General features: G+C 33.5%; 26 protein-coding genes. 4 read left to right on the top strand and 22 right to left on the bottom strand.

Annotation, left to right across the window (positions count from 1 at the left end):
• Positions 1–75: 75 nt before the first annotated feature.
• The gene (locus tag U9R83_RS08250) at positions 76–579 is read right to left on the bottom strand and encodes a DinB family protein (RefSeq protein ID WP_014460732.1); all 504 of its coding nucleotides are present in this window, start codon (positions 577–579) and stop codon (positions 76–78) included.
• Between the two features lie 96 nt (positions 580–675).
• Between U9R83_RS08250 and U9R83_RS08245 the strand changes: the two genes are divergently transcribed.
• Both U9R83_RS08245 and U9R83_RS08240 read left to right on the top strand, forming a co-directional pair.
• Positions 676–1,110, top strand: a complete 435-nt coding sequence (locus tag U9R83_RS08245; protein ID WP_014460733.1) for a hypothetical protein — start codon at positions 676–678, stop codon at positions 1,108–1,110.
• Between the two features lie 260 nt (positions 1,111–1,370).
• Positions 1,371–1,985, top strand: a complete 615-nt coding sequence (locus U9R83_RS08240; protein ID WP_243549060.1) for a DUF998 domain-containing protein — start codon at positions 1,371–1,373, stop codon at positions 1,983–1,985.
• A 112-nt stretch (positions 1,986–2,097) separates the two neighbouring features.
• Here U9R83_RS08240 and U9R83_RS08235 read toward each other — a convergent pair whose 3' ends face one another.
• Together U9R83_RS08235 and U9R83_RS08230 are read right to left on the bottom strand one after the other, a co-directional pair.
• Positions 2,098–2,697 (bottom strand): YdcF family protein, encoded by a 600-nt coding sequence (locus U9R83_RS08235; RefSeq protein WP_243549058.1) that lies wholly within the window; start codon positions 2,695–2,697, stop codon positions 2,098–2,100.
• 145 nt (positions 2,698–2,842) lie between these two features.
• Positions 2,843–3,754, bottom strand: coding sequence for a C40 family peptidase (locus tag U9R83_RS08230; protein WP_014460736.1), 912 nt, complete (start codon positions 3,752–3,754; stop codon positions 2,843–2,845).
• Positions 3,755–4,060: 306 nt separating this feature from the next.
• On the opposite strand from U9R83_RS08230, the gene U9R83_RS08225 reads away from it, so the two are divergent.
• Positions 4,061–4,573, top strand: a complete 513-nt coding sequence (locus U9R83_RS08225; protein ID WP_328575190.1) for a DUF2062 domain-containing protein — start codon at positions 4,061–4,063, stop codon at positions 4,571–4,573.
• 405 nt (positions 4,574–4,978) lie between these two features.
• On the opposite strand, the gene U9R83_RS08220 is transcribed toward U9R83_RS08225, so the two are convergent.
• Positions 4,979–5,362: a YkvA family protein gene (locus U9R83_RS08220; RefSeq protein ID WP_182421130.1), complete on the bottom strand. Its 384-nt coding sequence runs from the start codon at positions 5,360–5,362 to the stop codon at positions 4,979–4,981.
• Between the two features lie 231 nt (positions 5,363–5,593).
• Between U9R83_RS08220 and U9R83_RS08215 the strand changes: the two genes are divergently transcribed.
• Positions 5,594–6,484 (top strand): cation diffusion facilitator family transporter, encoded by an 891-nt coding sequence (locus U9R83_RS08215; protein ID WP_014460740.1) that lies wholly within the window; start codon positions 5,594–5,596, stop codon positions 6,482–6,484.
• Between the two features lie 217 nt (positions 6,485–6,701).
• Here the strand turns inward: U9R83_RS08215 and U9R83_RS08210 are convergent, their stop codons facing one another.
• The 18 genes from U9R83_RS08210 to U9R83_RS08125 all read right to left on the bottom strand — a co-directional run bounded on the left by U9R83_RS08210 (position 6,702) and on the right by U9R83_RS08125 (position 24,464).
• Positions 6,702–7,139 carry an NUDIX hydrolase gene (locus tag U9R83_RS08210; RefSeq protein ID WP_182421131.1) on the bottom strand — a complete coding sequence of 146 codons (438 nt, stop codon included), beginning with the start codon at positions 7,137–7,139 and terminating at the stop codon, positions 6,702–6,704.
• A gap of 283 nt (positions 7,140–7,422) precedes the next feature.
• Positions 7,423–7,887 carry a ribose 5-phosphate isomerase B gene (gene rpiB, locus U9R83_RS08205; RefSeq protein WP_115653497.1) on the bottom strand — a complete coding sequence of 155 codons (465 nt, stop codon included), beginning with the start codon at positions 7,885–7,887 and terminating at the stop codon, positions 7,423–7,425.
• Between the two features lie 74 nt (positions 7,888–7,961).
• A complete protein-coding gene (locus U9R83_RS08200; RefSeq protein ID WP_115653496.1) occupies positions 7,962–8,096 on the bottom strand; it encodes a GapA-binding peptide SR1P in 135 nt (44 codons plus the stop codon).
• Between the two features lie 114 nt (positions 8,097–8,210).
• Entirely contained in the window at positions 8,211–9,167 is a 957-nt protein-coding gene (pfkA, locus tag U9R83_RS08195) for a 6-phosphofructokinase (protein ID WP_181903701.1), read from the bottom strand.
• A gap of 107 nt (positions 9,168–9,274) precedes the next feature.
• Positions 9,275–10,606, bottom strand: coding sequence for an MFS transporter (locus tag U9R83_RS08190; RefSeq protein WP_115653495.1), 1,332 nt, complete (start codon positions 10,604–10,606; stop codon positions 9,275–9,277).
• A 696-nt stretch (positions 10,607–11,302) separates the two neighbouring features.
• On the bottom strand, positions 11,303–12,013 hold the full coding sequence (locus U9R83_RS08185) for a FadR/GntR family transcriptional regulator (RefSeq protein WP_057238279.1): 711 nt from the start codon (positions 12,011–12,013) through the stop codon (positions 11,303–11,305).
• Between the two features lie 208 nt (positions 12,014–12,221).
• Positions 12,222–12,980: an SDR family NAD(P)-dependent oxidoreductase gene (locus U9R83_RS08180; RefSeq protein ID WP_115653493.1), complete on the bottom strand. Its 759-nt coding sequence runs from the start codon at positions 12,978–12,980 to the stop codon at positions 12,222–12,224.
• Positions 12,981–13,029: 49 nt separating this feature from the next.
• Positions 13,030–13,977: a transketolase family protein gene (locus U9R83_RS08175; protein ID WP_115653492.1), complete on the bottom strand. Its 948-nt coding sequence runs from the start codon at positions 13,975–13,977 to the stop codon at positions 13,030–13,032.
• Positions 13,977–14,828, bottom strand: coding sequence for a transketolase (locus tag U9R83_RS08170; protein ID WP_286171390.1), 852 nt, complete (start codon positions 14,826–14,828; stop codon positions 13,977–13,979). Before U9R83_RS08170 ends, U9R83_RS08175 begins: the two co-directional genes overlap by 1 nt.
• Before the next feature lie 313 nt (positions 14,829–15,141).
• Complete coding sequence (locus U9R83_RS08165) at positions 15,142–16,488, bottom strand: MFS transporter (protein ID WP_115653490.1); 1,347 nt, start codon at positions 16,486–16,488, stop codon at positions 15,142–15,144.
• A 16-nt stretch (positions 16,489–16,504) separates the two neighbouring features.
• Complete coding sequence (locus U9R83_RS08160) at positions 16,505–17,080, bottom strand: TetR/AcrR family transcriptional regulator (protein ID WP_226555725.1); 576 nt, start codon at positions 17,078–17,080, stop codon at positions 16,505–16,507.
• Positions 17,081–17,181: 101 nt separating this feature from the next.
• Entirely contained in the window at positions 17,182–19,695 is a 2,514-nt protein-coding gene (locus U9R83_RS08155) for a PEP/pyruvate-binding domain-containing protein (protein WP_243550315.1), read from the bottom strand.
• Between the two features lie 650 nt (positions 19,696–20,345).
• Positions 20,346–21,017, bottom strand: coding sequence for an HAD hydrolase-like protein (locus U9R83_RS08150; protein ID WP_182421133.1), 672 nt, complete (start codon positions 21,015–21,017; stop codon positions 20,346–20,348).
• A gap of 392 nt (positions 21,018–21,409) precedes the next feature.
• Entirely contained in the window at positions 21,410–21,625 is a 216-nt protein-coding gene (locus U9R83_RS08145) for a DUF6366 family protein (protein ID WP_243549056.1), read from the bottom strand.
• A 719-nt stretch (positions 21,626–22,344) separates the two neighbouring features.
• Positions 22,345–22,644, bottom strand: a complete 300-nt coding sequence (locus tag U9R83_RS08140; protein ID WP_014460749.1) for a hypothetical protein — start codon at positions 22,642–22,644, stop codon at positions 22,345–22,347.
• 82 nt (positions 22,645–22,726) lie between these two features.
• Positions 22,727–23,251, bottom strand: a complete 525-nt coding sequence (locus tag U9R83_RS08135; RefSeq protein WP_182421134.1) for a hypothetical protein — start codon at positions 23,249–23,251, stop codon at positions 22,727–22,729.
• Between the two features lie 630 nt (positions 23,252–23,881).
• Positions 23,882–24,076 carry a DUF6980 family protein gene (locus tag U9R83_RS08130; protein WP_016763636.1) on the bottom strand — a complete coding sequence of 65 codons (195 nt, stop codon included), beginning with the start codon at positions 24,074–24,076 and terminating at the stop codon, positions 23,882–23,884.
• A gap of 28 nt (positions 24,077–24,104) precedes the next feature.
• Complete coding sequence (locus U9R83_RS08125; protein ID WP_014460753.1) at positions 24,105–24,464, bottom strand: hypothetical protein; 360 nt, start codon at positions 24,462–24,464, stop codon at positions 24,105–24,107.
• Positions 24,465–24,479: the final 15 nt, after the last annotated feature.

Below are 24,479 nucleotides of genomic sequence, written 5' to 3'. Positions count from 1 at the left end.
TTTACGTAGAGGCTGTCCGGAAAAAATTTTATAGTATTTTCTATGGACAGCCTCTCTTTTATTTATTTGATATTATTAAAGCGGTGGATTTTCTACACCTAAATGAACCCAATCTTCTTTTGGAGGTCCATAAACTCCAGCAGGTTTTAGTCCTGCTTGACGCATAAGAACTGTGATCTGACCTCGGTGATGAACAATATGTTTGATTAGTCCCATTAAGATTGCCGCATTTGATTGCTGTCTTCCAAACGCTTCTTGTGTATGACTTAAAGCTTCGTCTGTCCATTGCTGTTCAATAATTTTAGCAGCATGAGAACTTACATTTTTGAAAGTTATAGCAATTTCCTGTGCAGAAGATGGAACGCTTGCTGTACTTTCTATTCTATCTATGCTCAGTCCAAATTCAGTTAGATAATCTGGAATATTTGTTGTAAAATGCCAAGCAATTCTTCCTAACGTACGTCCTTCAGGGTAAACCTGTTGCTTCAACGAATCATCTGTTAAGCTATCCAAAACTTTTTGAGTTAGCATGGCTTCGCTGTTCCATTCTTTGATAAAATCTGAAATGGTATTATACATGTAAAAGACCTCCCAATATAAATCTAATCTAAATTAACACTTAAATAATATCATAGAAAAAACAAGTTGGCTTATTTACTAAAGAAAGGAGATTCTATGTTATTTAAAGCTACCGCTCAAAAAACTATCATGTTTGCTTTATTACTTTTGTATGCTTTATTATTCATTCAAGCAATTCAATATAAAGCACTTGCCTTTTTACTTCTTTTGGCTATCCTTTGTTCGTTTCTTTCCCTGTTCCTCAGATATGAATTTCAAATAGACAAAGATACTTTAACCTATAGAACATATATATTATGGTTTAAAGTATATGCAAAAACAGTTACACCAATGGACATTAAAAGAATTGTATTTAAACGGTTAAGTTGGAAAACAAAATTAGCAGTAGTAAAAGTAGAAAACGGGTGGAATATGCGAATAGCATTATTTAATCCACCAAATGTTTTTAAGGAATTAGAAAGGTTTGCACATGAATATGATGTAGATATTAAAAAAACATCAGATTATAAAATTCTAGAGAAAATGTCTTGAATCTCACCCCGTTTGGAATACATTGACTTTACGTATGGGTGCACAATCAGCACTTATTCATTTCTAATTAAGCAGCTTTTGGACCCCTTTACCGCTACAAAACATTAGTAAAGAGGTCTTTTCCTAAGCACCTTCAAGTTTAAAGAATTAGTCCTCCTTCCTCACATCAACCTCAAGCCCTACTTAAAAATAGACTTCAAGACCGTTTTATTTAGCATTATTTGGATATACAATTCGTATATAACACTTTTTAAGAGGTGATGATTCTGTATATATCAAAAAAGGTTGGCATTTTAAGCTGGTTTGCTACTTGCTTGTATTTTTTAGTTGAACCTTTCTTTATTTTGACTTCAACTGCTCCCTACAGTTTTTTACATCACGCAATGAGTGATCTTGGCGTAACTTCTTGTGGAAACTACACCTATTCAATTGCACCTCATGAAATTTGCTCTCCTCACCATTTTTGGATGAACGTATTGTTTATTGTAAACGGATTAACACTTTCAATTGGTGTTTTTTATATTTCACAGAACCTAAAGAAAACAACAATAACCCAACTAGCAACAGCGTTTATCCTTATATTAGCGTTAGGCAATATTGTTTCAGGCTTTATACCGGCTGATATAAATTTATTTTGGCATTCAATATTCGCTCAGCTTGGTATGGTTACTGTTTTAGCTGGTCTTTGGATATATGCATCATCTTTAACAAGCGGCAAGTATTGGACTTATGGGTGCTTAGTGTCCTTACTAGTCATCCTTATACTCATTTTGCTTGTATTTTTTGTTCATATGCCTACCGGTCTGCTGCAAAGATTATTCTATTTAGTAATCTTTATATGGGGCACCGTGCTTTCCTTTATGTTAAACAAGTAATCCATTATCATTCCGTTTCATATGAGCTTACAAGATTACGTTAAACTACTCGTAATTTTAAATAGTAAAAAGTCCATAGAGGCATCCCCTATGGACTTTTTATACGATTTTGTTAGATAAATTCTCTCAATAATTCTTTAGATTTCTTTCCGCTAAAACCAAAATAATTGCCAATAAGCTTGACGTATTCTGTGTATGTAACTTTTCTATTTAAAGCAGTTTCCCACCATCTCTGTGGATTATAATAGCGACTTCCACTAGAACAATAGGTTAATTGTATTTGGGTATCCTTAAATTCTTTATTAAAGTTTTTTTCTACCCTTTTCATATGATAGTTTGAAGAAACAACGATAGCGGATTGAAAGTGATAGTTCATCATTAGCTTTTTTGTAAATTTAGCATTTTCCGTAGTACTTGTAGCGTGATTTTCTAATATAATTGAATCCTCTGGTATTCCAGAGTCTTTGGCTTGATGATAAAAATTATTCTCTTGACCATTCGAAAGGATCAAATGAGCCGCATATCCTTTTTTATATAATTCAATTCCTTTCTCCAGTCGATCATTATCACCACTTAACACAATAATCACGTCAGATTTTACAGGCTTTTCGTTTACCACAAGCTCTTTCCCGGCAAACAGAAAAAAAATAATCCCTAATCCTAGCAGCAGAAATATACTAATTTTTATCCTTTTACCCTTAATTTTTTGCATATAGACCCTCATTTAAAAAGTTCACTTCATATCGTATCATAAAGCTCAATATTCATAAAAATAAAAAGGTAACCTTCAAAAAATTTTAATTCTTACCTCTTGTTCTAAGCCTTTTCGTTCTTGCTAACTAGTACTTTTTAGTTTATTAGAAAATAGACTTACTTCCTAAATAACGAGGTGCCCAGTAAGAATTGCTTAACGATGCAATAGTTACACCAGTTGAACTTCCAGCATGAATAAACTGCCCGTTTCCAATATAAATTCCAGCATGTGAAGGACCTCCAGTAGTATCGAAGAATACGATATCTCCAATATTCGGAGTAGATGTACTTTTTCCTGACTGATACAAGGTAGCTACTGTTCGCGGTACAGTTACTCCACCTCCATTTTTAAATACGTAATAAATGAAACCACTGCAATCAAAACCGTTAGGAGAGGTTCCTCCCCAAACATATGGCACCCCTATGAATTTTTTAGAATAAGCAACAATATCACTAGCTGTCGCTTGAGTTGAACTATTAACAGTTGAAGAACCAGTGGTGCTAGTAGATGCATTATTTAAGGCATTTAAAGTAGCCGGACCTACTATTCCATCCACAGCTAAGCCATGATCCCGTTGAAAATTCATAACGGCAGTTTGAGTAATTGTGCCAAAATACCCTGTTGGTGTGGCGTTAAAGTAACCTTTTTCCTTTAACAACTGTTGTACTTTTTCAACTTCATTACTGGTCATTCCATATTTCAGAAGTGTACCGCTTGTAACCGCACTTGTTGAATTAGCTATTAACGCTTGATATGTATTAGATCCCACAATTCCATCAGCGGTTAAACTATGAGAACGCTGAAAGCTTAGAACTGAATCTTTTGTAATTGAACCAAAATAGCCAGTCGAAGTAGCTGAAAATATGCCCTTCTGTCTTAAAACATCCTGTAATTCTTTTACGTCTGGATCTGTCATCCCTTCTTTTAATAGCTTGTCTCCTAAAGCTGCATGGCTTATTGTTGGTAAAACAATTAATGATGAGCATAAAGCTAATGAAGAAATTATCTTTTTCACTAAGTATATCCCCCGATGTTATATTTTTCTTGTTCTTGACTATAAAATTTTAGCAGGGAGAAATAGAAAAGAAATAACCTATTTGTGAATTTTTTGTGACAATTCTAGAAATCACTTGATTTATTAGGAGGTGATTATTTACTTTGTCATATAAAGTATAAATATACTTATAATGGTTAAATCTTTTGTTCTTTAACCCCGCTTTTCTTTTTGCTTATATATCGCTAAATCTTTCATGAAATAAAGTACCTTTCTATGACTATGAATATAAAAGGAATGTAACCGTAAAGAAACTGGAGGAATAATGTGAGCAAATTAATGTTTTTGAAGCGCCGGTTTAAATACTTACTTATTAAACTATTACGATTAAAAGATCATTCACATAAAGTTGCGCTAGGTTTTAGTCTAGGTTCTGTTGTGAACTTTGTTCCTACCTTTGGATTTGGTCTTATACTATCCGTAGGTTTAGCTAAATTATGTAAAGGAAACAGCATAGCAGGGCTCATTGGTGGAATGTTTTTTATGTGGGCCTTTCCGTTGATGTTTTACTTGAATACAGTAGTTGGAGGATATATATTCCCAATCGATCTTGATCAAACTTTACTTCAGAATACAGATGAAGATTTAGATAATTCACTAGAACTAGGAGCAAAAATAGGAAAGAATTTTTTAACAGGTATGATTCTTAATAGCTTCTTATTTGGAAGTATATTCTATATTGTTAGTTACTATATTATAAATCAGTACAGAGACTTCCTCTTACACTACATCTATAAGAAATGGATAGTAAAAAAACGTACTAAACAAATGGATTATTAGCTTGATTTCAACCTTTATTTCTAATTGTAAATCAATATAATTTATATAAAAAAACCATTAACCTGAACATTTCTTCAAAAGGCATAGAGGTAAATTAGCCCATAATTGATACCTATGGTTATCAATTGTGGGCTAAGGTACGATCTTTGTTTCTGTTTTAAGATAAATATGGAGGAAATAAGGATCTGCTCTTACTCCTTTATTGAAGATAATACAGTCTGTTTCAACCATTTTTTTCGATTTCTTTGATCGACTATCCATTGATACAAACTTTGTATACCTAGTATCAAAGAGATGATGACCCCGCTAACTGCAAGGATTAATGCAAAATATTCTACAGGTACCATTTTGTATCATAACGCTCAATAGTAAACCTCATATATATTTTTCTTTGTAAGATTGCATTCAGTTTAAAAACTTAAAAACAGTAAAACAGCTCCACATAAAAATAAGTAGCCATACTATGATAATAATTGAACCCGCAATCCAGTTTTTAGGCCTCTCGTTTTGAATGAGCTCTTCTGCTTTTATTGTGCAGTCCTCTATTACACTTTTAGGTAACATCTTCAAAGCAATCATAATTCCTAAAGGAACTATGATTATATCGTCAATATAGCCTAAAACCGGTATATAATCAGGAATTAAATCGATTGGACTGAAGGCATATGCAACCACACAAGCAGTAAATACTTTGGTATACCAAGATACTCGTTCATCTTTATAAGCTAAGTATAAGATAAATAGCTGCTTTTTTAGCTTTTTAGCCCACAGCTTTAGTTGATTAAGCATGTTTCCTATTCTCCTTTTAGTAGGGTTTTTAAATAAGTATATCAGGAGATGGATACTTTTATTTTGCAACTCAATAAAACATTGCATTTATCATTAATTCGGCAAGAATTTGGCTTAGCGACACTATTTTTAACTTCCCTAATTTATTGAAAAATGGTAAAAAACGTTGCTGTAGACCCACTTGCAATTCGCTTGATATCATTAATTCATCTCTTATAGGTGGTGAATTTATTGAATTCTTCAAAAATTGCTTTTCTTTCTGTTATGAGTAACTCTCTTCTGGTTGTCTTAAAAATAGTTGTAGGCGTCTTTACAGGTTCAGTTGCAGTTATATCAGAAGGTATTCATTCGTCTCTAGACTTAGCAGCTTCCTTGATTGCCTTTGTCTCTGTTCGAATATCTAAAAAGCCGGCTGACAAGATCCACCGATATGGACACGGAAAGGTAGAAAATATCTCTGGAACCATTGAAACATTATTAATCTTTGTAGCAGGTATTTGGATTATCTACGAATGTATTCATAAACTCATGAACCCCGAACCAATTAAACTTCCTTTCTTAGGGATTCTTGTTATGCTGTTTGGGGCAGTAATTAATTTTATTGTCTCAAAAATCGTTCATAAAACAGCTAAAGAAACAAAATCCATGGCGATGAAATCAAATGCTCTTCACTTGCTGACAGACGTTTATACTTCACTTGGTGTGGCTATAAGTTTATTCCTTGTAAATCTCACTGGGTGGTATGTTTTAGATCCGATTATTGGAATTGTGCTAGCCATCTATATCATTGTTGAGGCCTATAAATTAATGAAAGAATCATTTCCTCCTTTATTGGATGCCAGTCTATCGGAAGATGAAGAACGGGTTATCTTACACATTATTAATTCCCACAAACAAGAGTTTATCGAATACCATAACTTTCGTACAAGACGGTCTGGTCCAAGCGAATGGATTGACTTTCATTTAGTAGTTCCATCATATTACAACATTCACAAAGCGCATGATCTATGCGACAGAATTGAGCAAGATATTCTTCGCAAATTTCCCGATTCAGAGGTGTTAATACACCCAGAACCTGAGAGTGAACGTAAAGAAACTAGTCACGTTGAAGATTACACGTGAAAAGAGTAAAAGAGAGTGTAGAAATAAAGATAGATTAATAAGTGTCATAGGCATACTGGCTATTGGCACCTACATAAAGTCCAAACTATTCCTATAAAAAACCTAAAACAAAAGGCCCCATAAATAAGTGGGTGCTTTTGTTTAGGTTCCATAAATCACGGACCACAATCACCTATTAATTTTTAGTCTCTATAGTATCTTATTAGTAAATTTAAAGCTATACGAATAACTGATTAATGCAATCATCTTGATTTGCTGCTAGTTTTGGAACAGCTCCAACAGGAACCCAATAATAGGAAAAGATTAATCCTGCATCTTCCCCTTTAGAATTCACTTTATATTCCCACCGTTCTGCCGTTTCTTTTTGAACTTCTAAATGAAAAACATGTCGTTCATGATACTGACTTTTACCTTCATGATGATAGACGTATGTTTTTATTTTGTTCACCGATAAAAACTCCATTAATCCAGACTCTTCTTTGACCTCTCTATATAATGCTTCTTCAATTGTTTCGCCCTCTTCTACAGTACCTGCTGGAACTTGAATTCCTGCTTTTGGATAATCTCTGTGTTTGTAAACTAATAACTCTGTATGATGATCATTAACTCTAGTTATGTAAGCCAAAACTTTTGTTATCATCGTTTTACCCTGCATGCTCGCTTCCTCCTATATATAGATACTAACCGTACAGATTTCTTCATTAGCAAACAAACTTCTTTAACTCCCAAGAATAAATCAGGCATATTTTATACATCTATTTTAATTGCAAAATAATTAGTCTCAGTGTTGTCATAATAAGCTGCTTTTACGGAAGATTAACTGGTATGGGAATTGGAATAGTTAGTTTTGCTATTCTGATAGGATCTATAATCATCATATCAGTAAGTGAAATAATAGGAAAAGGCAAGAATCAAATTGATTCTTGCCTTTTCTGTCTTTATTTTCTTTCAAGCGAAGGTTCTAATACATTTTCGTATTCTGTAATTTTACAGATTCGATTTTCATGACGCCCTCCAACAAATTGAGTTGTTAACCAAGTCTTCGCAATTTCACGGGCTAAACCTGGCCCGATTACTCGTTCCCCCATGGCTAAAATGTTCGTGTTGTTGTGTTCACGTGTCATTTTAGCTGAAAAAACGTCATGAACGAGTGCGCAACGAATTCCTTTTACTTTGTTAGCGGCAATACTCATGCCAATTCCCGTACCGCAGATTAAAATTCCAAAATCGGCTTCTCCATTTGCTACTCTTTGGGCAACTGGGATCGCATAGTCCGGATAATCGACTGAGCTACTGCATTCACAGCCTATATCTTCATATATTATGGACATTTCATCTAGCAGATTTACAATCTCTTTACGAATGTTTATTCCACCATGATCTGAAGCAATTATGACTTTCATAAGATTACTCTCCTTGTTCAGCTGTATTCTTAATTAAAATTCTAATAATTTTGGAGTCTCTTTTTACCGATACGTTATTTTCTAGAACAATCCTCAGAACACTTCCCGTACCATGTTTTAACCCCTTCAGAGTTGTCTACACTTTCAATAACTTTTCCACATACTTGACAAACGATAGTTCCCTGCTTTACATTAACCTGCTTGTTCATGTCTATTTCCTCCTTTTTATTAGAAAAATTCGTTTGTATTCAAATACATTTCTTTGGAGACAAATTCGTTTTATCTCTATTTTGATAAATCACTGTATGATAGAAAAGATATCCTTAAGCTAGAATGGTATCTAGTAAGCTGTATTTATCATCATTACTAGATAATTTCGAATGAATTTTTTCAATATCTACATTGATTAAGTTATTTTCTTTGATTCCTACAGCTCTACCAGAATACCCTTTGATTAATAATTCTACTGCTGCAATCCCCATTTTACTTGCTAATATACGATCAAATGCGGATGGCTGCCCTCCTCTTTGAATGAAACCTAATATGCTGGTCCGTACGCTAATATCTAATCGATCCTCAACATATTTTTGCAGATCTTGAATATCGTACATTTTTTCAGTAATTAGAATTAGGTTATCTTTTTTGCCACTTTTCATTTTCTCGTTCAGTTTGGAACATATCTCTTCAAAACTTAATTTCCTTTCCGGTGTCGAGATAATTTCTCCTGCTCCTGCTAGAGCAGAGTACAGGGCTAAATCTCCGCAATATCTTCCCATTACTTCCACAATCGTCGTCTTTTCATGAGATAAATCTGTATCCTTAATTTTACCGAGGCACTCTAATATCGTATTTAATGTAGTATCAAATCCAAGTGAATAATCTGTGTAAGATAAATCATTATCAATCGTTGCCGGTATACCAATGACATTTACACCTAATCCGTGTAATTTCTGTGTTCCTTTAAAAGAGCCATCACCGCCGATTACTACTAAATGATTAATTCCATGATCCTTTAATATACTTAAGGCTTTTATTCTGCCCGACTCTTTCATAAATTCTGGGCACCGGGAGGTTTTTAAAAATGTCCCTCCTTTATCCACAATATAATCTACATCCGTAGAGGCTAATCTATGAAGTTTACCTTCTATTAAACCTTTGTAACCACCCTCAATTCCCATTACCTCTATGTTATGATAGTTAGCTGTTTTGACTACTGCTCTAATAGCAGCATTCATTCCTGGAGCGTCTCCGCCACTTGTTAAAACTCCGAGCTTCATCATTGCCATACACCCCTGTTATTCTTATCCATGTAAGAAAGTTGGCCGAAAGTTTCTAGAGACTAATTGCCGGCCTCTTTCTAATAGTACAAATTTTTTTCAAACAAGAATCAACTAGTTTTTTCTAATTGATCGACTGTATTTTTTTTAATAGCTCTTCCTGATTGTTTTAATAAAAAGGCTACGATAAAGGACGCTACGAACATGCTAATACCTAAAAATGTCATACTAGCATTAAAAGATCCTGTTAGATCTTTAATGTATCCCACAATATACGGTCCGAAGAAACCGCCTAGATTACCAATACTATTGATAAGAGCAATGGCACCTGCAGCAGCAGCTTCCGTTAAGAAAGATGGTGGAATTGCCCAAAACGGAGAATATGCCCCGAACGCTCCACAAAGACTTATTGTTAAGAATACAAATGATAAAACAATGTTCGTATTTGCAACGTAGCTACTGATAATTAATGCCACTCCACTTGTTACTAAACAAGCAACGACGTGAAAGCGTCTTTCATTTTTCTTGTCAGAGTGGTTACTAACCAACATCATAGTTACCATTGCACAAACATACATTAATCCTAAAATCCATCCCATCGCATGTGTACTAAGAGAAGTAGTTTTAGATAACCCTTCTGAAATTGTCGGTAAAAACATGACTATGCCATAGTAGCCAACCATCCAGAAAAAGTATCCTAAAGATAAGGTTAATACGTCACGATCTTTTAAGGCCTGAGCAAATGTATAGTGTTTGGCTTCCTGTTTTTCTAACTTCTCTTTTGTTGTCACGTCGATTAACCATTTCTTCTCCTCGTTAGTCAACCATTTTACATCCTCAAGCTTGTCGTCAAGATAGAAGAAGCATATGATACCTAAGATTAAAGCTGGAATCGCTTCCAAAATGAAAAGCCATTGCCATCCAGCCATGTTTAACCAGTCAATACCTAATAAGTAAGTAGAAAGAGGAGATCCTATTGCATTAGCACCAGGGATCGCAATCATAAATCCAGCAATTGCTTTTGCATGATGTTTTGTTTGATAAAAACCACTTAGATAAAAGACCATACAAGGATAAAAGCTAGCTTCAGCAATTCCTAAAAGAAATCTTGCGGTGTAAAACTGCCATGGCGTTTGGATAAAAGCCATTAAAATAGCAATTACTGCCCATGTAATCATGATTCTACTAATCCATCTTCTAGCTCCGACTTTCGTCATCATAGCACTTCCAGGTACTTCTAAAAGAAAATAGCCAAGGAAGAAAATCCCTGCCCCTAATCCAAAAACAGCATTAGAAAAACCTAAGTCTTCATTCATTTGTAATGCAGCAAACCCAATATTTACTCGATCAAGTATAGATATGGTAAAACATAAAAATAGAAATGGAATGAGCCTTAACGTTACTTTTTTGGTAGTTGAACGTTCTAAGTTAATTGGATCCAAAATAATTCCTCCCCTGGGTTATCATCTTTCTCCTCTTCACGTTCTTCGGTCTTTGACCCGAGTATTTACCCTAGGCTAATTGACAAAAAGAATTAAAAGTTTATACAAAAAGATGATTGATCTATTTCTAAGTCTAAGTAAATCTAGTCCCTACTTCTGTAATCCTTTTCATATGGAAATATAAAAAATGAAAACGCGAAGTATCCCCCTGTATTATTTATCATTTAAAAAAGTAAAAACTATTAGAAAATCTCATACAACAAAACCTTACTAGCGATATGAAAACATTATAAATCTACTTTCTAATTTCTATCCTAATAATCCAAAACATTTGTAACGCACGGTAACGATAAAAAACGCTTACATTTTTGAACCCCTCTGCTAATCTCTTCAAAAAATATCAAGCTGCAAAAAAAAATGAATTTTAAGATTTACATTACCTCCGTTTTATTGATTTAGCTACTTGTATACTAAGTTACCTTATATAAACAGTGTACTTACATACCTAACAATTGTCAATATAATTATTAAATTAAACATTTTCTGAATTTTATTAATCGAGGAGAAGAATGCGTAATTTGGCATTATAGAAAAGTGCTTGCTTTATGCGGTTTTTTAAACGCAAAAAAGGCAGCTACACATTAGCTGCCTTTTAACTTAATATTTGATATGCTTTTGATAGAAAGTCAGTTGGAATTAGGCTTTCCAATAGCGATCATATAAATTTTGCATGTGAAAATTCATAATTCTCACAGCTTCTTCTTCGTTATGTTGTTCAATTGCATTGATAAGTAATTTATGCTCATTAAAATTAACTTCTCTATAGTCAGGTCTAGTGACGGTTCGATCTCTTATAAACTTCCACATTTCCTGCTGTTTCATCGCATTGCTAATAGCCGCCATAATACTAATAAATAAATCATTATGAGAAGCCTTCGCTATACCATTATGTAGGGCTTCATCTGTTTCTGGTACATACACCCCTGCGTTCGTTTCTTCCTCCATCTTATCAATTGTTGCACGCAGTTCCTTAATATCTTCTTCTGTAGCTCTCAAAGCTGCAAAGCGTACAATAAGAGGCTCTATGTTCATTCTTGCTTCTACAATGTCTTCGGGGGAAGTAGATTCCGTTAAAAGTGTCGATTGAGAATTTTCAGCTTCTGTTTGAAACTCTTTAACATATACACCTTCTCCTTGACGAGAATAAATAAAACCGTTCAATTCCAGCGCGCTAAGGGCTTGTCTAACAGGCACTCGACTTACACCAAATTGTTCACACAGCTCCCTTTCAGCAGGGAGTTTATCTCCTACCTGAAACGCTCCAGATTGAATTTCAGAAAGAATTTGATTATAAATTTGAATATATAATTTATTATTGGAAACTGGATTAAAACTAATGGAAATCACTTCTCTCTATAATTATTAGCTCATTTTATTCATAATTAAGTAGACATAATTATTATATACTGTTCTATTTTTAGGGGCAACAAGCCTAGCATCTTCTAGCAAAAAAATCCTTATTTATGTAGTCAGTTTCTCATTTTGCTAATGATTTTATCAATAAACAGCTATACAGGCATACCATAATGGCATGCCTGTATAACGAACCTGAATATTAATCCATATGTGAGCCACCGTTTATATCAATTTCTTCTCCTGTAATATAAGAAGCTTCTTTTGAAGCTAAAAAGGCAATGGTAGCAGCGATTTCTTTTACTTCACCTGGTCTACCCATAGGAATACTATCAATCACAGACTTTGCATCTTCTTCAGGAAGAGACTTCCAAATTTCTGTATTAACGAGTCCAGGAGCTACACAGTTAACCGTAATGCCATCTAAGGCTACCTCGCGCGCTAAGTTCTTTGAAAAACCTAGTACTGCTGCCTTAGATGCCGAATAGTGAGGTCCCCCAAACACGCCTCCACCTCTTTTAGCCGAAACAGAAGACAGGCTTATAATTCGACCATACTTTTGATCTTTCATTGTTTCTAATACTGCTTGCGTACATAGAAACAACCCAAACATATTAACGTTAAACACTCTTGTAATGTCTTCAAGCGTCATATCTTGAACGGTAACCTTTTGAGAAATCCCTGCATTATTAATTAAAACATCAATTCTACCGAATTCTTCAAGTGTTTTTTTAACCATCGCATCGCAAGAATCTTTACTTGTTACATTTAACTCTATTCCTAAGGCTTTTCCGCCAGCTTCTTTTATTGCATTTACTGTATCCTGCACACCATCAAAATTAATATCTGCTATAACAACAGCCGCTCCTTGCTCTGCAAGTGTCAGGGCGATTGTACGTCCAATTCCTTTTTTGGAACCGCTACCAGTAATAATCGCTACTCTTTCTTTTAAATCAAACATATTATATTTCCCCCATCTTGTTAGCTTTATCTATTTAATATAGTTAGTCTTAAATCAGTTCTTTAGCTGTTTTGATAATATTTTCTACAGTAATTCCATTTAACTCTAATAGTTTTTCATAAGGTGCAGATTGTCCAAATTGATCCTGTACACCAATTCTTCGAACTGTACCTTTTCCTTCTTCCGCAACTACTTCACATACGGCACTGCCAAGGCCATTTAGAATATTGTGATCTTCAACCGTAATGATTTTTCCAATATTTAAGCAGTCAACCACTGCTTCTCGATCTAAAGGCTTAATCGTATGCATGTCTAGTAATTTCACAGATATGCCTTGTTTCTCTAACTCTTTCGTTGCTTCTAAAGCGAGTCGTACTGTATCGCCGTTGGCAATAATAGCGATATCGCTTCCATCTTTAATTTTCTTCGCTTTTCCAATTGTAAACTCTTCATTTTCATCGTAAATCATTGGAACCGTATCGCGAGTAAAACGAAGATATACAGGTCCGTACACTTTAGCAGCTTGTTCTACTAGCTTTCTAGTAGAATAATAGTCAGCTCCCATAATGACGGTCATATTTGGAACCGATCTTAATACACCCATATCTTCTATAGCTTGATGACTTCCGCCATCATTAGCTGGCGTTAAACCGCCGTGTGAACAAGCAATCTTTACATTTAAATTAGGATAGCAGACTTCTTGTCTAATTTGTTCAAGCATCCTTAACGAACCAAAAACCGCGTAAGTGCTTACAAAAGGAATTTTACCAGTCGTAGCAAGTCCAGCTGCTAACCCAGCTGCATTTTGCTCTGCAATACCGACATTAATATGCTGGTCGGGTAATTGTTTGATAAAGTTTACTGTTTTACACGACTTTGCAATATCTACATCAATGACATAAATATTTTTATTTTCTTTCCCTAATTTTACGATTTCATCTCCAAAGGCTTCTCTCGTAGCTTTTTTTACTGTAAGATTTTTTTCTAGTATGCTCATTATCTTAACCCTCCTGCTACTTCTTCCATTGCTTGATGATATTGTTCTTCATTAGGAGCAACCCCGTGCCAATCAGCCACATCCTCCATGAATGAAACTCCTTTACCTTTTACCGTGTCACAGATGATACATTTTGGTCTTCCATTCTTCGCTACTCTTACTTCATCCAATGTTTCTACAATCTCTTCCATGGAGTGTCCATTAATTCGCTTTGTTTCAAAACCAAACGCATCAAATTTTTTCTCTAAATCTTGCAGTGGCATAATTTCATCACAAAATCCATCGATTTGAAGTCTGTTATTATCTACAAATACAATTAAATTATCTAATTGGTACTTAACTGCTGTTTGAGCAGCTTCCCAAATTTGTCCTTCTTGACATTCTCCGTCTCCTACTAAAGAAAAAACTCTATAGTCTTTGAAATCTCGTTTCCCTGCGATTGCCATACCTACGCCACACGAAAGTCCTTGTCCTAGTGAGCCTGTTGAAATATCAATACCGTTACACTTTTTCATATCTGGATGTCCTTGAAACGGAGAACCGTATTCTCTTAACGTGTATATCGTTTCATAGGGAACGAATCCTCGTAAAGCTAAAGCCGAATATTGAATGGGACAAACGTGACCTTTAGAAAGTACAAATCTATCACGATCTTCCCAGTTAGGGTTGTGCGGATCAACATTCATTTCTTTAAAATATAGCGCTGCCATAATATCAGCTGCAGAAAGTGAACCTCCTGGATGGCCAGACTGTGCTCCATAAATCATTGTAAGTGCTGTTTTTCTTAATTGAATGGCTTTTTCTTTTAATTCTTCAATACTAATTTCTTTCATTTTAGTCACCTCATTAATTTATGACTTGCTGTTTTCTAAATGATATATTCATTAAAATATAATTTAGTATACTTAGGTAACTTGTATACTAAGTAGCTTTGTGACTTAAGTGTACATCTGAAATGCGAGTTCGTCAATAACAAGATTGAATTATTAGAATTTTTTTATTTAAAACAAGTCATTTTTGAAGGGAACAGATGAATTCATCTGTTGTTTTTTCTAAGATTTTTAAGCAAAAAATAAGTACTGCTCCTATTTTAGAAGCAGTACTTATTTTTTATTGATTAATTAGTAAATTGTGTATATAACCAAAAGCTTTATCAAAAAATAACTATGCTTTTGCACTGGAATTATTGCTGCTTATCATGTCTTGGCTGCCAGATTTAATGCTCCTAGCTACTAGTAAACCTACTACCCCTGATATCCCTAAAATAATAAAGATGTAGTTATAGCTTGTAACAAGAGCGATAAGCGTGGACGAAATAATACTCCCGAAATAGCGAAACGTCGAGTATATGCCAGAGGCTGTACCAGATTGCTCTTTACTTACGGAATCAAGCGAGGCAACCTGCATGCTTGTTAAACCTACTCCCGTAGAAAAACCTCCAATAATTAAAGCCGCTATAAGAAAAAAAATAGATCCAACGTTCTCTAAGGATAGAAAAAGAATATTGGAGAAAATGATCATAGCAAAAGAAAACCCAATCACTTTTTTAGAACTAAACTTATTGTTTAATAATCCACCTATCCAGCCGCTTAAAGACATTGAAATCGAAAAAACTGATAAAACAAGCCCTGTTTGCGCTGTAGATAAATGAAATTGAGACTTCATTAACAGCGGCATAATTAATAAAATCACATACATAACAAAGTTGCTAAGCATAATAGATAAATTAGCGCTTGTAAAGGTGGGATTTTTAAATAAAGAAAAATCGATAATTGGGTTTTCTGCCGTATTTTCTCTTTTGATAAACAAAATTGTAGATAGAATAAATATTATTCCCATTATTAAAGCCTTAGTAAATTCCATACCGTGTGTCAACAAGATTAATAAAGAAATGCTAATTGCTAAATAAATGGAACCTTGAATATCTAAAGTACTTGTTTGCTTTTTAACATTAAATTTAGGAATCATAACTATTCCGCTGATCAAGGCTAAGAAAAGAAAAGGAACGTTGACCCAGAATATAGCTTCCAAATTGAAGTTTTCAAGCAGGACAGACCCTAATAAAGGTCCAATTGCAGCACCCAAACCCATCCCCATTCCAAATATACCTAAAACTTTAGGGAGCCGTTCTTTTGGTACCACATATCTAATGATTGCTATAGTGTTTGGAGTAAGTAAAGCTCCTCCTACTGCCTGCAGTGATCGAAAGATAATAAGGGAAATGAGATTAGTTGAAAATATACAGCCTAAAGATGCTATAAGAAAGAACACTACGCCCCATAAATAGATATTTCTGTTTCCGTACAAATCTCCTAGCTTTCCAGCGATAGGCTGAGTAACAGCCATTACAATTAAATAAATAGTTACTACCCACGAAATATTTGCAAGTGGTTCATTAAAATGAGCTGATATGGTTGATAGAGCAACGGCAATCATGGTCGAATTTATTGGTACAAGAAATGTCCCAATTAGTAATGAAATAATCAAGATAAGCTCTTTATGTTTACCCAAACATTATTGCCTCCTTTTAATGGAGAGAAATTCCTTTTATAAACGTGTTTATACTATTTTTTATCATATCTTGATAATCAGCATGTAAGGCTTTGTCTCCGAAATTTAGTTTATACATAAAATATCCCCAATACGTACTTAGGAAAATCTCTGCTTGTGTGCAGCAATCTAATTCTTTGATATATCCTTTCTTTTGCATTTCTTCAAAGTATTCTTTTAATATTTCTTTCGTATCATTAATTTTTTTTATAATTTCTTCGTGCGCTTGTGAGAAAATTAAAGGGTCTTTTAAAGCAATTGAAATCATGTCTCGGTTATTATCAAAGTCTTTTAGTAACAGGTAACCGAAATTCGTCAAATCTTTTTCAAGCTCCCATTCAATTGATTTATCAAAAATTTCAAGCGAAAAGCTTGTTGTTTTGACAATAGCTTGAATAATGCCTTCTTTATTGCCAAAGTGGCGAAAAACCGTCAATTCATTAACGCCAGCTTGTTCTGCAATTTCTCTAGTGGTAGTACCTTTATAGCCTTTTTCTTTAAGCAGCTCTATTGTAGCTTTTGTGATCTTCTTTTTTGTTTCATCTTTTTTCATATTGATCATCCTTTATGCTTCCTGAATGTAAGTATTTACTTTCCATTAGGCAGTATATAAAGGAAAAAGAGCTGTTGTCAAATGGAAGTGAAGAGAATTATTTATTCATTTAAAAGCGTCACAATTCCATTCGTACCATCGACCATAACCATATCGCCATCTTTTAGCTTATCCGTACTTATTTTTGTACCAACTACTGCAGGAATTTCATATTCACGTGCAATTATTGCTGAATGAGAAAGAATACCTCCAGCGTCGGTGATAACAGCCCCCGCAGTTTGAAATAAAGTAGTCCAAAGTGGAGTAGTGGTCTTACATACTAAAACGTCCCCTTTTTCTAACTTGTAAAATTCCTTTGTGTTTGAAATAACTTTTACTTTTCCGGTATAGACTCCTGAAGAAGAGGCTAATCCTTTAATAGAATGTTCGCTGTTCGCGTCATCTTCCTCAATAGCTCCCATATATTTCTCAGCTTCTTTCAGCTGAGCTGCTTCAGGGACTCCGAAGTATCTAGGTAAATTAGACGTTTGCTCATGTTCTACATGTTCTTCTTTACGTTTCTCAATTAATTGGGTCATGTCTACTGGATTTTCTAAAAGAGACTCTAGTTCATCAAGATATAAGAAGAAAATATCTTCTTTCACTAGAAAAACATGATGATTAACTAGTAAATTACCTAGCTTAAGTAGGAATAAACGAGCTTTTGCATCCAACATTGCATCGATATAAAAATGATGATCATCTCTTATAACGGACGCATCTAATGCCCACTGATAATATTTTTTAAATTCTTCTTTGTGTTTGCTATCCGCTATCTGTTCCAGAAATTCATTATAGTTCTGTTCACGTTTCTTGACCGTCTGTTTGAAATTCTCATCAAAGTTGTAATTGTCATTAACATACCCTTGAATAATTGATAATGCGTGAAGAGGATTCTCTAGCCAAGTTTCTCCTACAAAATCGTGACTTACAACGTTTCGATATCCATACTGTTTTAGAAAAGTATTTAATTCAGCCATAAAGCTTTTTCCTGCTTCACTTTCCTCTAACTTTTCCACTAAAGTTTCTGTGCATTCTTCTTGAAAGATTTCAGTAAGTTCACTATCTCTTTTCACTGCTAAAGCAAGTCCAGAAAGCTCCTGATCAGTTTCCAACGATTTGTTCATTTTCCCCGTCAATAGCTCATAAACATCATGTCCAGATTTTTTATTTGTAAGGTTTTTATAGTACTCTTCAACTATAGTATTTAAAGACATTTGAGGCATAACAATATCAAAGTGCAGATCATATGCCACTTTATAAAAATCAGCTAAACTTTGAAGAATCTCTTTTCCTCTCTGAAGGGTTAGATTTTCATGGGTAAAACTATTTAATTTGTTATAGTAAGGCAAGAATTGTTCCGTAATCATTTGATTCATTCGCTTTGTTAAGACTGGATAAATACTTTCCATCAATTCTTTATTTTCTTGGAATCTTTTATTAGAATCTCCTTTAAAAGGCTCCATTTTTGTATAGATATGACCTTTATAAAGTTTTAAATTAAGTCTATTAAACATAAACTTTAATTTTTTAAAACTAGCAGCTGTTCCTTCAGAAAATGCCGGAATAATAAATGAAGCGTACAAAGGACTAACAGCATGAGAAAAACTTGTGTCATTTAAAATCCAAAACTCTTCCATATCGTCGAAACTTAAAGATATATCTTTTTGGAAAGGAGTTAATTCTTTGGCCTCTGTTAATGTGGTAATAGCTCTTGCCTGTAATAGATATACTTGATTGTCTTGAACCCCAAACTCTATGTCTACGGGATGTTGGTAAAGAGCTTCTACTTCTTTTGTTATTTCGGCCAATTCAATGATTTTCTCGTCTGTTAAACAAAACCTTTGCTGCTCATCTTCCGTTGTTTCGATTTCTTCAACGCCTTCAGCAAGTGGAATTATCTTTACTTCCTTTAGCCCTTTTTCTTTCTCTATTTTAAAAGTTTGTTTATTAACTAGGTAAACATCAGGTGTTACTAAGCCCGATACAATGGCTTCTCCTAATCCATAGCTGGCATTAATCATCATTTCTTTTGTATTATGAGTGACAGGATTTTGACTGAATATCACTCCCGATACTTCGGACTGAATTAACCCTTGAACAACAACTGCCATTGAAACTTCATCAAAATTAGCATACATATTTTGAGTATATTGTTCGACTCTTTCAGTAAAAAATGAGGCCCAGCACGCTTTCACTTTACTCAAAAAATCCTCGGTACTTTTCACATTAAGATAGGTTTCATACTGGCCAGCAAAAGATGCACCTTCTAAATCTTCAGCACTAGATGATGAACGAACAGCTACCGACGTATAAGAGCACTTTAGGTTTCGAAATGCCTCTATGAGATCCGATTCAATTTCAATAGGAATTTCCCCGTGTAAAATTCTCTCGTGTATATTATCCGTTTGACGATCAATCCCGTTCCATTCAATATATCGCTTTAAAGCTTCCGTTTGAATAACAAATCCATCTGGAATCGGTAAATTTTTTCTTTTCATTTTTATAAGGTTTAAAGCTTTTGCTCCAACTCGTTCATTTGCCTCGTCGACCTTTTGAAAACTTAAACTATACATCAAAAATATTCATCCTCCTAAAAACTAATTTTAAAATGTAAGTAACTACTTACTTTATATTTATTTTAATTCTTTTAAATTTTTATGGTCAATAAAAAGTGGTAAAACATTTAAAAAATGCATATTTAGTTGTACTTTATTTTAATTTCACTTAAATAATATTCCTCTTTTTTATTACATTTTTTAACTTTTATTAGTCTTTTTTATTATAAAGTCTAAATAGTTAATCAATTAAAAGGTTAATAAAAGAAATGCAAAAAACCCCATCTAAATTAAGATGGAGGTTTTCCTCTTTTATAGTTGGGTTAACCATTATCTCTGAGTGCTTACAAGCTTCCACTGGCTGAGTGTCAATTTTATCTTATATCCTCTAATATATAAGTGAGCGCTATCAGATTTACGAGTCATATGCGAAGTCATGATCAAAAATCTCCTTTCTTATAGAATTATTTTTAATATAAAACTATTTTGGAAATCTTAACCTAAGCATAGCTCAGTATTGTAAACCATTTATTAATGACAAGAAAAGATTATGTAAACATTTTAAATTGCAGGGGAACCACTCATTATTTATGTTTCAACTTCAGTAGATTTAGGTCTATAATTGAGACATTAACCATCTATAATAGTTATGTACGAGGATCAGTCTATTAGATTGACAAGCTACTATTTATGTTAGATACAATAGTTTTTAACTCCTTCAAATCATCTATTACCACATCAGCCTGCGCAAGCTCAGCTACTTGAGCAAAATCAAAATTACACCCCACTGCCATTAAACCATTATCCTTTGCAGCATTGATATCAGATAGGCGGTCTCCTACTACTGCTGCGTGCTTTACATCGTATTTCTTTATAATCGTTTTGACTAAATGTCCTTTATCGAGCGTTTGGATTTGTTGAATACTAAATGTCTCTGTCACCCAATTATTCAAATCGTAATGGTCTACAATCGCTTCTAAATATTCCTTTAAACCGTTACTTGCTATGTAAATGGAGCAATTATTTTCTTTTAAATAGCTAAAGACCTCTTTTACATTGGGGTATAAAGCGCCTTTCCCTTTTTTTATATTCTCAACTAAGCTTTTCAAAAAATAGTCATCCGTATACTTTCTTATTTCATCTGAATGAGTAGGTAATAAAGCTTCCCATACTTTGGGTAAAGGTGCACCCATGATTTCACGATACTTATCAATAGGAGTACTAGTATCCCACTGGTTGAGTGTACGCAAATGGTTAAAGGTATCATCAAGTGATAATTCTAGAATTTTATCTGTTTGAAACAGCGTTCCATCCATATCAAAAATCAGTGATTGCAACATTCATTATCTCCTTCTTTCGGCAGTATTGAATAGGTATCTATATATAATACCATAAAAAGGAAAACCTGCAGTTGTTAAAAACCATAATGAATGTTCTCAGCACAAAAAAGCACCTAATCATTTATAGGTGCTTTTTTTAACTTTACATACTTTTTTTGAAATAATAAATGAAAAAGTGGCCGCTATAATAGAACTTAAAAATGGATAATTAAAAGAAAAAATACTGACCGTTGAGCTACTCAAATGCTGTGAAGTCTCAGGTACATATGTAAGTGTAAGAAATAGACCAGAAACAATTTGAAAAGCAAATAGCAACACTATAAAACTACCAATAAACACTGCATAGTTTTTCAAAATAACGCCTCCAGTATTTTTAATTTATAAACCTGATATTATTGTAAAAATAGTGATGTCAAGATAAAACCTATAATCATTACAGCAATAAGTACACCTAGACCCTTCCATCCTAAGCTGCCTGCTAAACCAGATAGATTTCCAGCTTCATTTCTGTTAAATGCATCATTCATATTTCCAGCTGGATTTCTGTTTATCTCTTCTTGTTTTAGTCTCTCTCTTCTTCTTTCAGGTGTTTCTTTATCTTCGCTCATTGTCACACCACCATTTTTTAAACATTATAACATATTATGGTTAAAATATAAATTAATGGTTTTTTAAAAGCAAGAAAAGAATCCTATAGTGACAGATCTCTTTTCTTCAACTAACTGTACACATTTCTTTTTTTAATAAGTATGAAACAACGCTTTTTAATGAAAAAGTATACAGCTCTAGTTAATATACTTACTATTACAAACACCTACATCAAAGAGATCCTCTTTATTTAAGGGGATCTCTTTAATAGCCTTATACTAGATACACATTCTTGAAGTTTTTTTGTGTAAGCTTATTTATGTAAAACATCTTCTTTTGTGATTACTTTTTCATAAATTAATGGTTTAGTTCCTGCTTCTGGCAAAAGATAAATAAAAACAGTAAACGTAAGTTGGAGGATTGAAACTACAGCCAAAAATAGAAAAAGACGTTCCCTGTCCTTAAACCATATTACTAAACATAAAACTAGGGATATTAACGACAAAAATAAAAAAAGAAAAAAGCTATATGAATAAGGAACACCATAATGATAAGAAATATCTAAAAAGAAAAATACTATATAGAGAAGTATAAAAGTTGACGGTACTACTTTAGTAAACGTACTCAATAGAAAAACCCTTTCTGTTTATTTGTTTTAGATTTATAGCTCAAACATACTCAATTTGCATAAATGAGCACATATTAAAAGCTGCAGCGAAAATGATTATATGTATTTTTTTCAATTTTCATCTCTTATCTTCTTTCTTTGAAAAATGAAAGTAGCTATAAATAAAACCCCTAATAATATAGTTAAATAGAAGGTTACAGAATCTCCTGAACGATTAAATTCATCTACAATGATGCCTTCTTGAAACAATAAGACTGCTGCAATTATTAAAAAGAAGAAGGAATTGATGATTACATAACTACTTGCTTTGACTTTATTTCTCAAGAAAATTACATACATAAAATTGCATACTGAAAAAACTGCGATCAGGTAATAAATAGGCCTTAATAGTGTAAATGGTTCCCCAAGCATCAGTATATTCTCCTCTATTACTATTATTTGAAATTTACTAGTCAATATATTTCATTTTGCAAATAAATGATTATTACTTATCTTAATTATTTATTTTTTGAACCAAAATGCCGCCAACTTTATCCTTATCATCTAAAGAAAACTCAATATTGAGTTTATGAGTTTTATCAAAATACCCTATTATTGTTGCTCCCGTATCTTCTCTTTCGTAATAATTTTCTCCATATGCCATAATGACATCTTTTTTGCTGTCACCAGTATGTATGCCCTTTTCCGTACCATACTTGCTGCTAATAAAGTCATACCTACTGACTTTATTATCTACAATTTTAAATTCAACATCATACTTTTCTGTACTTTCTCCGTAAATGTAGGTAGTATACGGCGGTTTCTCCGTAACCTCTATAAATTTTGGTTTCTTCTTCAAAAAACTTGCTACGTCATATTTAGCACTTCCTATTGATACTGATTTAACGTTTTCTAATTGAAGGTTTGTGCTTTTGGTGCTTGAATAGTATTTTTCTTTAGGCGTGGAAGATGGATCACAGCTTGCTAATAATAGTAAAACGAATGGAAAAATAAACAAAAAATAATTATTAATGCGCACTGTTAGACTCCTTTATATCGTTTGTTTTTACTATGACTCTGAGCATTTTCTAATCTATTAACTATTTTTCTTTTGCATATACAAGTCAATCGAATAGAAAACACTAACTGCAAAGTAATACATGGCAAGTATAGCTAACGTCTCATAGACAGATTCCGCAGCGCTATTTTTCACAAAAGAAAAAACAGTACGCACTACAAAGAAAACGATAGGATAGATGATAAATAGAGAATTAAATTTACGATTCATAACAATAAAAAATTCCTTTATTTGGTTATTTAAGATTATTATAACATATAATTTTCTTTTTTATTTCTCTCCTACATATTCCATAGGTTTTTCATTTACATAATACTGTTTATCACCATTAGAACATCAAAAGAAATTCTTATTAGTAGGTCTTCTTTTGATTATCCGTTGTTTTCGATTTCTTATCTAAGATGAATTTTAAATGGCTACTAAAGATGAATAAACCGCAGATAACCATCAACCAGCGCGTAATCCCTTGATGTATAGGATCAAAAAGGTTTAATAGAGCTATTCCTAATCCTGATAACATAGCTAGATAACGAAAAATCAAGCCCCATCCCCCATTCCAGAAATGAAGAGGATCGCCCCTTCATACTTAAGTTAAAGCTTCTTACCACACCATGGACAAAATGAAATTCCAATAATGGATGAACCACCATCATGGATAATTAAACCGTATTCCTTATTTGTTTTATCAAATAAGATAAGATTATCTGGACAATCAAACGGATCACTATGAATATCACACGTAAAGTTCGCATGATAATTCATATAATCGCAGCAATGCTTTTTCATTCGTTTTCTCCTTACTATATCGTCATTATTACTTTTCTCGGTAAGCTGAACAGTGTTCATCGGAAATACGATAATTTTCCTTACCGGTTGGAGCCGCTACCTCAACTAATTTATGTCCTAACCGGTCCCACACCGCTACTGTATGCAAAGATACCCATTTCAGATCTCCTCTAGCAAGACGAAAAGAATCATACCAGTTTTCAGTTGTTACTAATAGATTTCTATAAGTAAGTTCCTTTTTCCTTAAGTGTTTGATTTCCAGCATAAAATCTAACATATTTTCTTCCTTAGGCACTTGAATAATTCGCGCTATAAATGTTCCGTTAGGATTTTTTTTCGTTTTATAAACTTTTTCACTTTCTATTTCTAGCGCTGGCCGTCCCCTCATCTTATTTCACCCTGT

This window comes from Priestia sp. LL-8 (assembly GCF_036227845.1).
GTDB classification, from domain to species: Bacteria; Bacillota; Bacilli; order Bacillales; family Bacillaceae_H; genus Priestia; species Priestia zanthoxyli.
This window is presented reverse-complemented; position numbering and strand designations above follow the sequence as displayed.